The organism is Paenibacillus sp. PK1-4R, from assembly GCF_030369595.1.
In the GTDB taxonomy this organism is placed as follows: Bacteria; Bacillota; Bacilli; order Paenibacillales; family Paenibacillaceae; genus Paenibacillus.
Genome location: NZ_CP126535.1, coordinates 3,822,996 through 3,836,429, shown reverse-complemented (window position 1 = coordinate 3,836,429; position 13,434 = coordinate 3,822,996). Strand labels below are relative to the sequence as shown.

Genomic DNA, 13,434 nt, shown 5'->3' with positions numbered 1-13,434 from the left:
GTGTGCTCATACCAAGAATGCCAACTCTAAAAGGAAAACAATTCAAGACATGCAAGTTATGGCAGAACGAAATCATGGTAGATGTATATCCAGCGAATACTCAAATATGAATTCAAAGCTAGTATGGGAATGTTCTAAGGGGCATCAGTGGGAAGCATACCCTAGTAATATATACTCGGGAAAATGGTGCCCCACATGTGCGGGTAGAAATAAGAGTTTAGTGGATATGCAGGCTTTTGCAAAGGAGCGTAACGGTAAGTGCCTATCCACTCAATTTTTTACAATGACTAGAAAGCTAAAATGGCAATGCAAAGAAGGTCATGTATGGGATGCAACTCCAAATAGTGTTTTAAACAAAAAATCTTGGTGTCCCGTTTGTGCTGGAAACAATAAAAAATCAATTAAAGATATGAAACAATTAGCAGGTAAGAGAGGAGGGAAACTTCTTTCTAAAAAGTACATTAATGTTGATTATCCACTTTTATGGAAATGCACTAAAGGGCATGATTTTATATCTACACCTTATTCAATTGAAAAGGGCAGTTGGTGTCCAAAATGCAATAATAATTCAGTATTCTTTAATGAAGAGAAGTGCAGATTTATTTTGGAGTCACTGACACACAAAAAGTTTCTTAAAACGAGGAGAGAATTTGGAAACGGTTATGAACTTGATGGATACAATGAGGAGCTTAGATTGGCTTTTGAGTACCACGGAAGACAACACTATTCATATACCCCTTATTTTCACAATCAAAGCGAGGAACTTTTTCTTGAACAACAGTTAAGAGATCTAAAAAAGGAAAAGCTTTGTAAGGAGAAAGCTATACATCTTATAGTGATTCCATATAATGTTGAAAGTGATACGGATAAAGTAGAGTTTCTTCAGAAGAAATTATGGGAATTAGGATATGATGCTTTGGATACTGACTTAGATTGGAGCAGTTTTTATAAAGGGTTTAATCCATTAGATGAGTTACATACTCTAGCTGGTTTGAAAAATGGGATTTGTCTTTCGAATGAGTACAATGGGAGTGATGAGAAATTAAGTTGGGAATGTTCAGAAGGACATGTGTGGGAGGCCTCTCCATATTACATAAGAAAAGGCTCATGGTGTCCCCAGTGCTTAGGTCGAGGGAGAACTATCGAAGATATGAAAATACTCGCACAAAAAAAAGGAGGGGAATGCTTATCAGACTCATATACAAATAACAGTACAAAGTTAACATGGAAGTGTGAAAGTGGTCATGTATGGGATGCAACACCTTTAAGTATTTCAAATGGAGCATGGTGTCCTAGATGTTCTGGTAGATTGATTACCATTAAAGATATGCATTTATTGGCCGAAAGTAAGAATGGTAAGTGCCTGTCCACCCAATATAGTAATAATACAACACCATTATTATGGGAATGTCATATGGGACACCAGTGGGAAGCAGTTACTAGAAGTATTCAGCAAGGTTCGTGGTGTCCATCATGCAATTCAAAAACAATAAATGACATGAAACAAATTGCAGCAAAATATGGTGGGGAATGTCTTTCTGAAATATATAGTGGGATTGACAGGAAATTACTTTGGAAATGTGATTATGGACATCAATGGGAGTCGTCTCCTAATTATGTCCAAAGAGGAAGATGGTGTCCTCAGTGTAAGAAAGACCAAAAACAACGTAAAACCATTAACAAACTAGAAATGTTAAAAGAATTAGCTCAACAAAGAGAAGGAAGATGCCTATCTCGAATTTATTATAATGTTGACACTAAACTTAGGTGGGAATGTAAGGTGGGCCACCAATGGGAGTCTACACCCTATAGTGTGAAAAGCGGAAGTTGGTGCCCTACATGCTCTTCGAAAAATTCTGGTATGTATAGAAAAAATAATATTAGAGATATGAAGAGGCTAGCGGAGAAAAATGATGGAATATGTATATCCGATACCTACGTAAACAGTCAAACAAAATTACGTTGGAAATGTAAAGAAGGTCATGAATGGTTCGCCAATCCTAATAACATTCAGCAAGGATCTTGGTGCCCGACATGTAGAAGAAACGAAATTTCAATTAAGCAGAGAAAGTCCATCGAGGATATGATTGAACTAGCTAGAAAAAGAAATGGAAAATGTTTATCTACGGAATATATTAATGCACACACCAAGCTAATGTGGAAATGTGTTCATGGGCACGAGTGGGAAGCTAAGCCAAATAACATACAACAAGGAAAATGGTGTCCTAGGTGTGTTAAATAGTTGGATTTATCTCATTTCGTTACTGACCAGCTTGTTGTAAAAAAAGCAGGTTTAGGAGCTACAAAACAGAAAATGAGGCAACGCATTAGCATTGACAGTCTTCTCGGGCTCAATCCTCGCGAAAATGGAAGTATTTTAATTCAAGAACAACATTTCCCATTGAAGTCAGCTGTTAGATGTTGCGATAAAGGTCTCAAACATCCGGAGTATATCCATCATCGTGGGTAGCGTTGTTCATAGAAATAGGATCCTTGCAGTTTTGCAGGAATAACTTTTTCAGGTTTGATTTTGTATACAGAGGAAACCAGTTCTCGAAAGAGAGTAGGTTTTTCTGTGCCTGCGGACATAGCTCCAGTTCCAATTGATATAGGCTCTTGTAGTTCATCTGGTTAATGAACTCTGTTTTCATGACTTATAGGTGACCTCAGCAACCGCTTGTCATAGGACAGCCCTTCATAGTATGTGAACGGCCGATTCCAAAAGTCTTCAGAAGCTCATTCATTTTTTCCATTTCTTCATTCTTAAATTCACTAGTTCGGTCTGTATGGAACCATTGAATGTGACGGGTGGCCAAAAGGCACAGTAAACCAGAGACGCATCCAGGAGAATGTAATTCGCGTTTTCTACAATACTTGAGAATTTTTAATTGAATGCCAGGGGGGAACTTTCTCCAAGAGGTAAAAAGACTTCTTGTATTAATGCGTACTGGTAATCCATAAGGTATAATTTTATTGTAAATGATTCTTTCAGTTAGCAATATAACACAAAATTTATAGGAGACTATTATGGCCATTGAACAGTATAGTGATATTTTATTGGACTCAGCTCCACAGGTGACTCAGGCCAATTACACTTACAGACAAAGTGCAAATGTTCTTTTCAATTTCATGCCTAAACTTGAATACCTAAAAAGTAAATTAAGCAAAAAAGCAATGATTCCGAGATTTTATGAAGAAAATATCGCTTACTTGGATTTGTCAGAAATGGATAAAGTGGCATTTCCTATGGTTTGTTTCTGTGATATTCATCTAAACAAATTAACGTACCATATGGGAGGCTCTAATAGCTCTGATGGGTATGGCCGATACGGAATTGGTATGAGCAAGATGTGGGGCATACAAGAAGGTGTTCAGCCGATTAGTTATATGAATAGTTCATCGGCTCTAATGTCTGACTTCAAAACTGCATTCAAACATGCTATGGAACAAATGCGTGATGGTATTGGGGATGAAATCCTACATAATCAATTAGCAACACAGCTGCTTTTTATCAAACCCTTAAATGGAGAAATGGCTAAGCAAAGAGGGGCTTCTTTTGAACACATTTCTAAGAATTTTCATGATGAGAGGGAATGGAGATTCGTCCCGAAATTTAGTGATGTAGATACAGATTTGAGTTTAATAATTCCACAATCGGTTTTGGTGAATAATTTGAATAATGTGGTATGTAACGCGTACTCAGACGGCATTGAACAAAAGGAAGAACTGTGGTTGAAATTTGAGTATGAAAAGATTGAATATCTAATCGTGGATACAGTTGAAGATCGGGATAATCTAATTCATTTCATCATGGATGAATTACACACTGATCATGCCACAAAATATATTCTAATCTCTAAAATTATGGTATTCACTCAATTAGAGAAGGATTGGTGAAACATGTTTTCCAATTTTAAAGAATCATTTAAAAAATCGGATGGTCATATCATCCCAAAAGAAATTGTTGAGTCTCTCAATAAAAGGTTGCCTAATGGTCTAATATATAAGCGAGTAGCTAAAGACCTCGTTTTTGCAGTTCCTAGCGAGGGTAGGGAGATGCAGATGTCTGCGAATATCAAAATCCCTGAAAGTCTAAGAATCTACAAACCGGGGCAACTCTTTGAAATTCTCTATAGAACTCAAACTGGACTTAAGATTGATAAAAATGTGCCAGTGAAAATTAACGGGATCGAGATAGCTTTAGATGAAGCGGCATTAGCTCCCTTAATTACAAGTAAGAATACTGAATTCTTTCTTCAACCAAGGCCATTCCCGTCACCTTATGAACTTGAGTTTTCTGGAAATGGACACACTAGAACATTAACTATGCAAAGGCAGCCGCTTGCTGATCTTAATAAAACGTTGTTAAAGAATATAGACAATGACGGTCTGCAGGTATCCATGAAAGTACTTGAGGATACAGAAACACTTCGATTTTCATTTAATTTCAATCTGCAAAAAGTTGATTCTATCGATGAATTATTAAGTGTTTTATTCGTATATCAGGCATTTATTCAAGGGGAAGGACAGGTTGTTGGATTGAAATTACCTCCAGCTCCAACTAGCGACGTAGAGAGAGAGACATTGAATGATCTATTAACGTTCTGGAACAAGATGAGTAGTGTTGAGAAAAAGTTGGGTGTACAATTCCCATTAGATTTGCCACTAAGTGATGAGGAAGACATCTGGTTGATGAAACTGTACTCATCCTTTGTTAAGGAAGAGCCATTCAGAGAAAATATTAAGTATACCTCGATTACATTCGATCCTCCTGAGAATTTTGATAAAGATCGGTTAATTAGTCAAGCCGCTGGTTTTACATTTTTGCAGTCTGAGAATATCAATTTACTCGGTGTAGATCTGGAATTGTTTGCAGTGATGGGCGTATATAATTTGCGTATTTCAGATATAATTCCTAGTAAAAAAGAACCAGGTAAGTTGGAATGTATACTTGAAAATAAGTCCGATCAGAAGAGCTTTCGATCGATGAGATACTTTAAGACGTATGAAGAAGCTTTGGAGTTTCAAAAGAACATAAGAGCACTTCATGAGGCCCGGGATTTGTTCAGCATATTTGAAGAAGATAAATAACTTTAGCTTAGTGAGCAGCCTTACTCTAATGTGAAGATTCGATTGGTCGATTTTTTCATATCGTGATAAGATCGGTCGGACTGACTAATTAGTGAATTTTAGATTTAGATGAATAATAAGTTGAAAGACGTGGGGTCGCAGTAGCACCCACGGTGTAATATAATTACGTAAAATAATAATTTGACGAATAAATAAAGATGAGTATATTAAAAACACGGAGGTACGCATACATATATGGATAAACAAATGAAAATGCACTATATGCAACGAATTGATGATAAACTATCTGATTTGCCTTGGTACGTTACAGAATTTATCGATAGTAAAAAACGAAAGTTATCTCCAACGACACTTCTTAATTATTGTCATGATTACATTATCTTTTTTGATTGGCTTATCACTGAGGATATAACTTCATCAACTCGGAAAGAAATACATTTAGAAACATTAGAACGATTAACCATTCGTGAGGCGGAAAACTTTATGTCATTCCTGGATTATCAGTTGGGAAACAAAAAGCTTACGATTAATCGGAAATTGTCCTCACTAAAATCTTTGTTCGATTACCTGCAGAATAAGGCTGAAACTCGCGACCTAAAGCCTTATATCCAACGAAATGTTATGGCCAAGATGGATTTGAATACTATAAAAGAAAGCCAGGAAACTATCGCGAATCGCATTGAAGGAAAAATTCTTAGAGAAGACGATTTTGAATTGTTCAGACAATTTGTAGCCTATGATTTTGGTGAAAAGCATAAAGACAATAAACGGATCTTTTCGTTTCATCAATTTAACCGTGAACGTGACACCGCAATTGTTTCGTTGATATTGGGTTCTGGGCTTAGATTATCCGAGGTTTCAGGCATTAATACGGATGATCTAGATATGAATAAAGCTTTAGTCCGAGTAATACGTAAAGGTGATAAAGAACAATATGTTTACTTTAGCAGGCAGGCATTAGTGGATTTAGAAAGTTATCTGAGTATTAGAGAAACAAGATATGGAGCAGAACAATCCGATAACTATTTGTTCGTAGCAGCGCCTGTAGGTCGTAAAGGAAAAAGCCGACGTTTGACACAACGATCTATCGAAAAACTCGTTGAAAAGTATGCTACAGCCTTTGGAAAGCCTTCGTTAACAGTGCATTCTCTCAGACACTCCTTTGCAACACGATATCATCTGGAAAATAACGATGTACCCAGGTTAAAGAATCAGTTAGGACATTCATCGATTCAAACGACAATGATATACACACACCTAACTGACGAAGAGATGCGTAATGCAGTAAATAACATGGATCGATAAACCCGCGGCGCTATGCGGTTTTTCTTAGACTATTACACAAAATCCGTATTTTGACTAAATGTCTAATAATTTTTTTCATCATTTGAAAATTAACGGTTTTTAAAAACTTAATCTTTTCACATATTTATCAACTGACTTTTGTAGCTTTAAGTTCTCTTCATCGGGTTACTCATAACGAGCATTGCGATTTTTCTGAGGTGTAAAAGATTTCATGGATTGTATCGCTTCTTTGTTACGCCCATCCTGATGCGGACATTTCCATTTAGATCCAGATTGAATTTCATCTAGATGATAAAACTCAATTGAGCTTGATGAAGAATTTTCACATTTGGGAAACTAGGTTTATTACCGTTAACTTCTATAGCTTATCTCTTATTTGTTCAATTTCGTTCCATTGAGGTACACTTGCTTCTACACTTCTTTCTCCTGCAACTTTCAACCAATCAATAAAAATTTCTAATACCCAGAATAATGCGTTCTGATTGATCCCCCCTGCACTTCTCATTTGATGACTAACGATTTGGTCTGCAAAGTATTCTAAGTGATCTCTTATGATCAATGGTCCTCTATAGAAAGAATCATTATCTACTGTTCTACACACGGTGTCACAGTAAAAATATTCTTTGTTCAGTAGAGATTTTCTCCAAAATACATATAGGTAAGGTTACTTTGTGCTGGTCCATTCGTAGCATCTCCTTAGATACGAGATTACGTAAGGATTCCCACTGTTCAACAAAGCTAGAGTAAATCCTTTTATAATGTTTCCATTGATCTAAAAGCCAGTATATGTTGTTGTTTGTGATGTTCTTTTTATACGCACAGAGTTCCTCTTCTCTGTGGCTACTATCAGCTCTGATCGGAGAAAATCTTAAGTATTGGTTGCTAGCTATACAGAATTCTTGAAGTAATAATTTCTCTGACTCATTTAATTTGTTTAATTTAATTCGGACCACCTTAGATAGAACACCATGATTATCAAATAAGTCGAACAATTGCTGATTTTTCAGATCGTACTCTTTAGTTGCAATAAATTTGCCAACAACATTTTGTTTTGTCCACTCAAGTCTCTGAAGTCCAAGGGATGATTGATATTCACCAATCGCTTGTCTCAGCAATTGTACTTTTGCACCTGAACTGTGCATTTGCTCATAGTTCGATGATTGAACAAAATAAAGGATTTTTTCTATGCTCACTAATCTATTCTCCTTTGCTTCAGCAGATTAGTGAGTGGTATTGACTACTTTTATAAATTTTATTCAAAGTAAAGAGAAGTGAGTACCAGAATTGGTCTCAATATATGGATAAATGTGCCTACTTGTAGCTATCTTCCTCGTGATTTTTCTCATTTCATATGGTTTATTGTGCTAACCGCATAAAATTGGTTGAGTCAAAAATCTACATGAAATGCTACTTCGTTATCACTTATAAGGAATAAAGCCAGCATTTAAGCGCTGGCTTTTCATTAGAAAGCGTTTATTTATCTTTGAGAAATGACGGCCTTCCATAGTTTGCCTTTCGCTGGTAAACAACAGTCACTTCCCGATCAGGACCACCATCTAACGAAGGAGCCATGAGTTTCACTTTCGGGAGGTCGTCAACTCGCTGTTGTTTAATAAACTCTTCATTCGTTTTACTCATTTTAATCCCCCCCAAAAAAAGATGATTTAATATGGTGAGCAGTTCTTGATTGAATTTCTTTAAACTCTTCAATTGAAACCTTTTTCTGACTCCGATATGAAGAGTGACTCAATTTTACCCAAAGGATAACATAGTTCATGTGAAAATGACACTCTGTCATCATAACTGTTGAATGTTACATTAAAACAATAGATACCGACCCTTCAACTTCAAAGGTCAGTTTACCCAAAATCGAGAGAAGAAAAAATGGTTTTACCGATAAGACATCTTACCTTTCGGGGAACCGGCATGATTGGCAGCGTAGAAGACGTTCTTAAACTGCTGGAAGCTATGCGGCAGGAAGGGAATCCGATTCTGTCGATGGCTCAGCCGCAGAAATGACAACCAATTAAATTCGTAATCTGATTATGTCCTATCTATTTTCCGGGGAGAGGTTTTGGCCTTGGTTTCACGCAGCTAAAAGACTCAGCATAACACAAATACACCTGAATCGCCGGATCGAGGCGGATGGGCAGTACCGTGGTCACTCCTGGTTTGTTAACTCGAGTGAGGAGCTTAGTGTTGTAGCGTTCACCAATATGGCGCTTGAAGGAATGTCAGGCTTGTTTTACAACGGAGCTGTGCTAATTTGTCTACTAAGGCATTCAAAGAAATTAAGTAAAGAGTAAGAAAGTAACACACTCCCTAGTCTAACTATACTGAGAATCAGGCGGTTATATATTCAAGTTTGATCCTTCCAGTGATTCGTTGGAAAACGTCACTTAAACGGCTTGCACTTCTAATTTCCAATTAATCATTTTAAAAGTCTAATGAATCAACAAGGCACAAGATTCTGAAATAAGCCCACCTTAACTCAGACGGTCACGCCACAACAAATGGCAAAATGAGAGGTCCTATTTCGCTTTTCATTCTTAAGTCTATCTAATCGGTGATGGCAACAAGAATTTGTACCGATAAAATAAAAAAAGCCGCTAAAATAGCGACTTTAGTGAGAACAGTAACCTCCTCTGTTTGGGGACAAGGAAGAATTAAAAAGGGCTTAGTCCTCTTTTTTTATCTTACTCCGTTGTTGAAAAATCAGTTGTCCTCAGCTTGGGACAAGAACTTGGTTCCTTAAAACAAAAAAGCCGCTATAATAGCGACTTGAATGGAACATATTCTTGTCCCTCGACAAGAGTCATAACATTATCTATAGGTTGAATCAGATTTGTTAATTTCTTCAATTTCTTCTCCATAACCATAATACTTCAATAAATGGTCAATATCATTTCTTTCTAAATTAGATTTTGGTCCGATATATATATTGTTAATAATTTCACTCTCAAAGCCCTTGAAACTAAGATCCAAGTAAGATGAAATAGTACTATTAGAGCTTCTAAATTGTAAACCATCTGGAAAAACCTCTCCAAAGTATCCCGTAAGAGCACTTTTGTTATCCGCAGTAGAATACCAATAATCCCAATCAGTTGAGTATTTATCTAACTCATTCTCTTCTTCATTCAATACTAATCTCCATTCTTCTTCTTCCGCAAAAGCAGGATTTTTGTAGAATAACGATTCTTGAATGAGTAGTTTAGTGTCTAAATAGTGGAAAAAGTTCATCATATAATCATCGTCAAAGTATATCTCACGCATTTTATTTTTAGAAATAGAAAAATTAATGCTCTCTAAGAAGCTTTGTGCATATTTCGATACTTGCTCAGGTAAGGTATCTATTGAGTATGTAACTTTCTTAAGTTTTAATAAATTTTCTTTTGAAGCAATTTCACTTAAAATTTTAGCATTAAAACCTATGGCTAGTCCCTTTCCATCATCGGCATATCCTCTCCATTGACTTAGCTTATCAGCTGCTTCAGAAAAACATGATACATAAAATAGCATTTCATTTTGTTTTAAAATTTTGTCCAATGTTAATTTTAACAAATACTTTATTGTATCTAATTCATCAAGACCATAAATTACTTTATTAGACAATAAGAATGGATTCTCTTTATATTGACGAAGAACTTCTTCTTCTACAAGGGTGAATAACCATTTGCCTTCCATGTAATCATTTGATTTTGTGATATCTGATAACCTAATTGTCTTATTGCGTATAATGTTTAAAAAAGTTTCAACATCACAATAGTGATAAAGTACATCTGTCATGTTATACCTCCATTTTTTGAAATATTCCAGAATCATACGTTTGAAAACTTATTACTTAATTTCGATAGTATCACAATGAGAATATCATAAAGATATATTATATCTGGACATCTATATTGTCAAATTCTTTTTCATTACGCAAAACAATTAAACTTCAAAAAAAGAGGAAATGCGATAATTAGCATTTCCTCTCATACCTCATGCGTTTTGCAAAAAATGCTCTCTAAGACGATAAATCAGTGTAGCGGCCTCTGCACGTGTTAGACCCTGTTTAGGCCTGAAAGTATTATCTGGATATCCTTTTACTAACTGCTGTTCCATAGCCATCTTTACATCCTCAAAAGCCCATACTGAAATATCCGATTCATCAGAAAACTGCTGTACAGTTACTGCAGGTGCTACCCCTTCACTTAATAAAACATTGATTAGCATTTTAGCAGCTTGCTCACGATTTACAAGAGCCTCTGGACGAAATTCGAGTGTACTAAAACCTTTTGCTATCCCATTTACGATAGCTGCATTAAGCTCTCTTGCGTACCAAGCAGTATCCTTTATATCCTGAAAGGTTAATGTAATTGAATCGTCAGGATTAGCAGACATGACGAAGCGCCCACTCGATCGCTACTTGATCTGAGCGTCCAGCGATATCTTTGACCTTGGCCGGATTAGTTGTGGGATATTTCTTACTCTTGAGAAGCTCGAATACTCGTACCGGCACCGTGCCACGTACTGCCCCGGAGCTGAATGTCACCTTGTAACTGCCGGGCTTAACCCCTTCGAGTGTGCCGTCCGTCGAGACTTTCAGACCGGCAGGGGAACTGCTAGAGTAGGCAATCGGCGTTTTCGGAGTTCATATGTACCTTCGCCGTAAGAGGCCACGATCTCGATCGGCAACTTGCTTCCCGGATTCAGCATAAATTCTTCATATTGAGAGGATAAGCCCTGAATCGTACGCCCTTTGCCAGTCGTAAAAGACCAGGTCTTGCTACCAAGCTGCGTCTCTCTATACAGCGTATAATCGAGCTTCACCGTGTAGACACCGTACCCGTCTAGCACATCATTCGGAAACAAGAAAACTGTATCGCCATGCAGTTCGCTGTTGTACGAAACTTCTTACCCTTGCGAGTCCACGATGCTCGCTTCGAACGATTCGATGTCGAGGCCTGCCGTAGCCGAGATGATGCCAATACTGTGAGTTGTATGGTATTCCTCATACAATTCAGTATACTGAGCTAAGTGTAATAATTGAGCCTGCTCTTCAGCAGTTAAGGAATCTTCCGAATACTGTTTGCTAAACTCTTCTAGCTCCGTATATTTAATTTGGAGTTCTTCTTTTTTGACGTTACTATTGGTGAGATAATATAACCAGAGTGTCTTGGCCATTAATATTTTTGTTTCCAATTAATACCTTACCTGGTGTGCTATCATTCATGGGAATTTTATCCTTTTATCAATATCATACCACAGACATTTTTTTCTCTCAAAGTAATTGACTTATATTCTTGAATAAAAGATCTTTTTAATACTATCGTTGAAAGACAGTATTGATCAGAGAGTTCATCTATCGTTGAACCAACGATAGATTGTTGACGTATTGCCTCGTTTACGTGGCCTAAGTATTTTCGACTTCCCGAATTTTGCCCGTTGGCTAATGCCGGCTGCCAGTCTACAACTTTATTTTCACGGATTATCAAGAGCTAAATTTAGGAAACTCAGATATAATAAAGAGTTCCACATATTAGTCATGTGTAATATATCGAACCCTTTATGTTTAACTATCGTTTCCCGTTACTTGAATAATTCGTTTCTGAATCTATCGTCTGTTTGGAAAAAATACCCACAGAAAAAGCGCCGGTTCACGGTGTTATCATGAAACCGGAGCTTATTCGATCGTTTCCACATATACGTTCAAATGGAGTCTCTGCTAGGAAGCCCCGTTAATTGATGAAATGGAGCTGCTTTTACAACAGTTCCAAGAGCACCGCCGCTTCCACACGGGTCGTATGCGCCAAGGGTGCAAATTGATTAGCGCTACTCCCCTGGGCCTACTCAGCCCCATTGGACACATCGGGACTCCGGCTGGCTACTATTCAGGAGGCGCGTGTCAATTGCGACGAGCCGTTCGCTCTATGCCATCAGCGGTTACTTTGTACAGCTGTTGCGGCAGGTCGTGTCCCATGCCGTCAACCAACATTAGCTCGGCGCCTGGGATGGTAGAAGCCGTGTCCTCACCACACGCTGGGACGAACAGGGGATCGTCCACCCCATGAATGACAAGTGCTGGTACTTTTATGGTCGCCAGCCGCGGACGCCGGTCACCGGAGACAGCGATCGCAGCAATTTGCCGTCCGACACTGCCTGGATCGTAGGCTCGCTGGACTTCCTCCAGAATGAGTGCCCGATAAGCGTCCTCTTCAAACGGATAGCCGGTGCCGGCGATGCGTTTGGCAAAAGCAGCTTCATCCTCAAATGGGTTCGGCGCCGGTGTAGTCATCATCGCCATGACTTCCGGCTATATACCTAATCGACAATCGGACTATGTTCTTGTCCATTCCGGCAATCGGTACAAGTTCTTGTCCTCGGCTCGGTACAAGAACTTGTACCGATAAAATAAAAAAGCCGCTAAAATAGCGACTTCAATGGGACCATGTTCTTGTCCCTCGACAACACAAAGTACTCTTTTCGAGTGATGACACATAGCAGCTGTTACAATATGTGTCGTCATTCATTCTTCTCCAGTCTGGTGGGCAACTTTGTGTCACTCCCTCCAAATTATCGGTTCCCTTTATACAATACTAAAGACGCTTCTCTATATAAATAAAAACCTGATACTTCCTGCAAAAGTTCACCATGATCACAAGTCTTGTTTCTGGCTTTAAGAATATCCATGTTCTGATCACTGGTATGACTATCTAGAGTACATTCTATGCACATAATAACAAAAATCCAATTGCATAAAGAATAAGCAATTGGATTTTTGTTTGATTATATATTCAGCTAACTTGTGATATTCGCTTCAATTAAATAAGCTTTATCTTTAGGGCTTAATAATTGAGGCATTATTTTCTGAGGAAGTGGAATATCTTCAATCGGTTCTCCATTTAAAAATAATTCAAGTGCTTCTTTTGCCATGAGTAGTGCCTCTTCAACAGAATGCCCAAAGGTAATGCATCCAGGAAGATCGGGAAATGTAACATTAATCCCATCATCTGCAAAGTTTAAAATTGCGTAGTATTGGTAGGTTCGAATCAT

14 protein-coding genes are annotated in these 13,434 nt (G+C 37.7%); 5 read left to right on the top strand and 9 right to left on the bottom strand.

Annotated features, from left to right (window positions below):
• The first annotated feature begins 226 nt into the window (after positions 1 to 226).
• From QNO02_RS16590 to xerS, 4 genes are all read left to right on the top strand, one after another.
• Positions 227 to 2,242, top strand: coding sequence for a zinc-ribbon domain-containing protein (locus tag QNO02_RS16590; protein WP_289389377.1), 2,016 nt, complete (start codon positions 227 to 229; stop codon positions 2,240 to 2,242).
• Between the two features lie 785 nt (positions 2,243 to 3,027).
• The gene (locus QNO02_RS16585; protein WP_289389376.1) at positions 3,028 to 3,897 is read left to right on the top strand and encodes an abortive infection system antitoxin AbiGi family protein; all 870 of its coding nucleotides are present in this window, start codon (positions 3,028 to 3,030) and stop codon (positions 3,895 to 3,897) included.
• 3 nt (positions 3,898 to 3,900) lie between these two features.
• Positions 3,901 to 5,091, top strand: a complete 1,191-nt coding sequence (locus QNO02_RS16580; protein ID WP_289389375.1) for an abortive infection system toxin AbiGii family protein — start codon at positions 3,901 to 3,903, stop codon at positions 5,089 to 5,091.
• Between the two features lie 234 nt (positions 5,092 to 5,325).
• On the top strand, positions 5,326 to 6,396 hold the full coding sequence (xerS, locus tag QNO02_RS16575; protein WP_289389374.1) for a tyrosine recombinase XerS: 1,071 nt from the start codon (positions 5,326 to 5,328) through the stop codon (positions 6,394 to 6,396).
• A 605-nt stretch (positions 6,397 to 7,001) separates the two neighbouring features.
• On the opposite strand, the gene QNO02_RS16570 is transcribed toward xerS, so the two are convergent.
• Both QNO02_RS16570 and QNO02_RS16565 read right to left on the bottom strand, forming a co-directional pair.
• Positions 7,002 to 7,589, bottom strand: a complete 588-nt coding sequence (locus QNO02_RS16570; protein WP_289389373.1) for a hypothetical protein — start codon at positions 7,587 to 7,589, stop codon at positions 7,002 to 7,004.
• A gap of 280 nt (positions 7,590 to 7,869) precedes the next feature.
• Positions 7,870 to 8,034 (bottom strand): hypothetical protein, encoded by a 165-nt coding sequence (locus QNO02_RS16565; RefSeq protein ID WP_289389372.1) that lies wholly within the window; start codon positions 8,032 to 8,034, stop codon positions 7,870 to 7,872.
• A 246-nt stretch (positions 8,035 to 8,280) separates the two neighbouring features.
• Between QNO02_RS16565 and QNO02_RS16560 the strand changes: the two genes are divergently transcribed.
• On the top strand, positions 8,281 to 8,415 hold the full coding sequence (locus tag QNO02_RS16560) for a hypothetical protein (protein WP_289389371.1): 135 nt from the start codon (positions 8,281 to 8,283) through the stop codon (positions 8,413 to 8,415).
• Between the two features lie 804 nt (positions 8,416 to 9,219).
• On the opposite strand, the gene QNO02_RS16555 is transcribed toward QNO02_RS16560, so the two are convergent.
• The 7 genes from QNO02_RS16555 to QNO02_RS16525 form a co-directional block, all read right to left on the bottom strand.
• Positions 9,220 to 10,182 (bottom strand): DUF2971 domain-containing protein, encoded by a 963-nt coding sequence (locus tag QNO02_RS16555; RefSeq protein WP_289389370.1) that lies wholly within the window; start codon positions 10,180 to 10,182, stop codon positions 9,220 to 9,222.
• A 198-nt stretch (positions 10,183 to 10,380) separates the two neighbouring features.
• Positions 10,381 to 10,782, bottom strand: a complete 402-nt coding sequence (locus tag QNO02_RS16550) for an S-layer homology domain-containing protein (RefSeq protein ID WP_289389369.1) — start codon at positions 10,780 to 10,782, stop codon at positions 10,381 to 10,383.
• Positions 10,772 to 10,933, bottom strand: a complete 162-nt coding sequence (locus QNO02_RS16545) for a hypothetical protein (RefSeq protein ID WP_289389368.1) — start codon at positions 10,931 to 10,933, stop codon at positions 10,772 to 10,774. Before QNO02_RS16545 ends, QNO02_RS16550 begins: the two co-directional genes overlap by 11 nt.
• A gap of 50 nt (positions 10,934 to 10,983) precedes the next feature.
• Positions 10,984 to 11,253, bottom strand: coding sequence for a hypothetical protein (locus QNO02_RS16540; RefSeq protein WP_289389367.1), 270 nt, complete (start codon positions 11,251 to 11,253; stop codon positions 10,984 to 10,986).
• 42 nt (positions 11,254 to 11,295) lie between these two features.
• A complete protein-coding gene (locus QNO02_RS16535) occupies positions 11,296 to 11,565 on the bottom strand; it encodes a hypothetical protein (protein ID WP_289389366.1) in 270 nt (89 codons plus the stop codon).
• Positions 11,566 to 12,286: 721 nt separating this feature from the next.
• On the bottom strand, positions 12,287 to 12,679 hold the full coding sequence (locus tag QNO02_RS16530) for an alpha/beta fold hydrolase (protein ID WP_289389365.1): 393 nt from the start codon (positions 12,677 to 12,679) through the stop codon (positions 12,287 to 12,289).
• 500 nt (positions 12,680 to 13,179) lie between these two features.
• Complete coding sequence (locus QNO02_RS16525) at positions 13,180 to 13,434, bottom strand: type II toxin-antitoxin system HicB family antitoxin (protein ID WP_289389364.1); 255 nt, start codon at positions 13,432 to 13,434, stop codon at positions 13,180 to 13,182.

Excerpts from the sequence above, each read along its gene's own strand:
- QNO02_RS16590 (WP_289389377.1), top strand. The coding sequence starts at position 227 with ATGCAGGCTTTTGCAAAGGAGCGTAACGGTAAGTGCCTATCCACTCAA.
- QNO02_RS16585 (WP_289389376.1), top strand. The coding sequence starts at position 3,028 with ATGGCCATTGAACAGTATAGTGATATTTTATTGGACTCAGCTCCACAG.
- QNO02_RS16580 (WP_289389375.1), top strand. The coding sequence starts at position 3,901 with ATGTTTTCCAATTTTAAAGAATCATTTAAAAAATCGGATGGTCATATC.
- xerS (WP_289389374.1), top strand. The coding sequence starts at position 5,326 with ATGGATAAACAAATGAAAATGCACTATATGCAACGAATTGATGATAAA.
- QNO02_RS16565 (WP_289389372.1), bottom strand. The coding sequence starts at position 8,034 with ATGAGTAAAACGAATGAAGAGTTTATTAAACAACAGCGAGTTGACGAC.
- QNO02_RS16560 (WP_289389371.1), top strand. The coding sequence starts at position 8,281 with ATGGTTTTACCGATAAGACATCTTACCTTTCGGGGAACCGGCATGATT.
- QNO02_RS16555 (WP_289389370.1), bottom strand. The coding sequence starts at position 10,182 with ATGACAGATGTACTTTATCACTATTGTGATGTTGAAACTTTTTTAAAC.
- QNO02_RS16550 (WP_289389369.1), bottom strand. The coding sequence starts at position 10,782 with ATGTCTGCTAATCCTGACGATTCAATTACATTAACCTTTCAGGATATA.
- QNO02_RS16535 (WP_289389366.1), bottom strand. The coding sequence starts at position 11,565 with ATGGCCAAGACACTCTGGTTATATTATCTCACCAATAGTAACGTCAAA.
- QNO02_RS16530 (WP_289389365.1), bottom strand. The coding sequence starts at position 12,679 with ATGATGACTACACCGGCGCCGAACCCATTTGAGGATGAAGCTGCTTTT.
- QNO02_RS16525 (WP_289389364.1), bottom strand. The coding sequence starts at position 13,434 with ATGATTCGAACCTACCAATACTACGCAATTTTAAACTTTGCAGATGAT.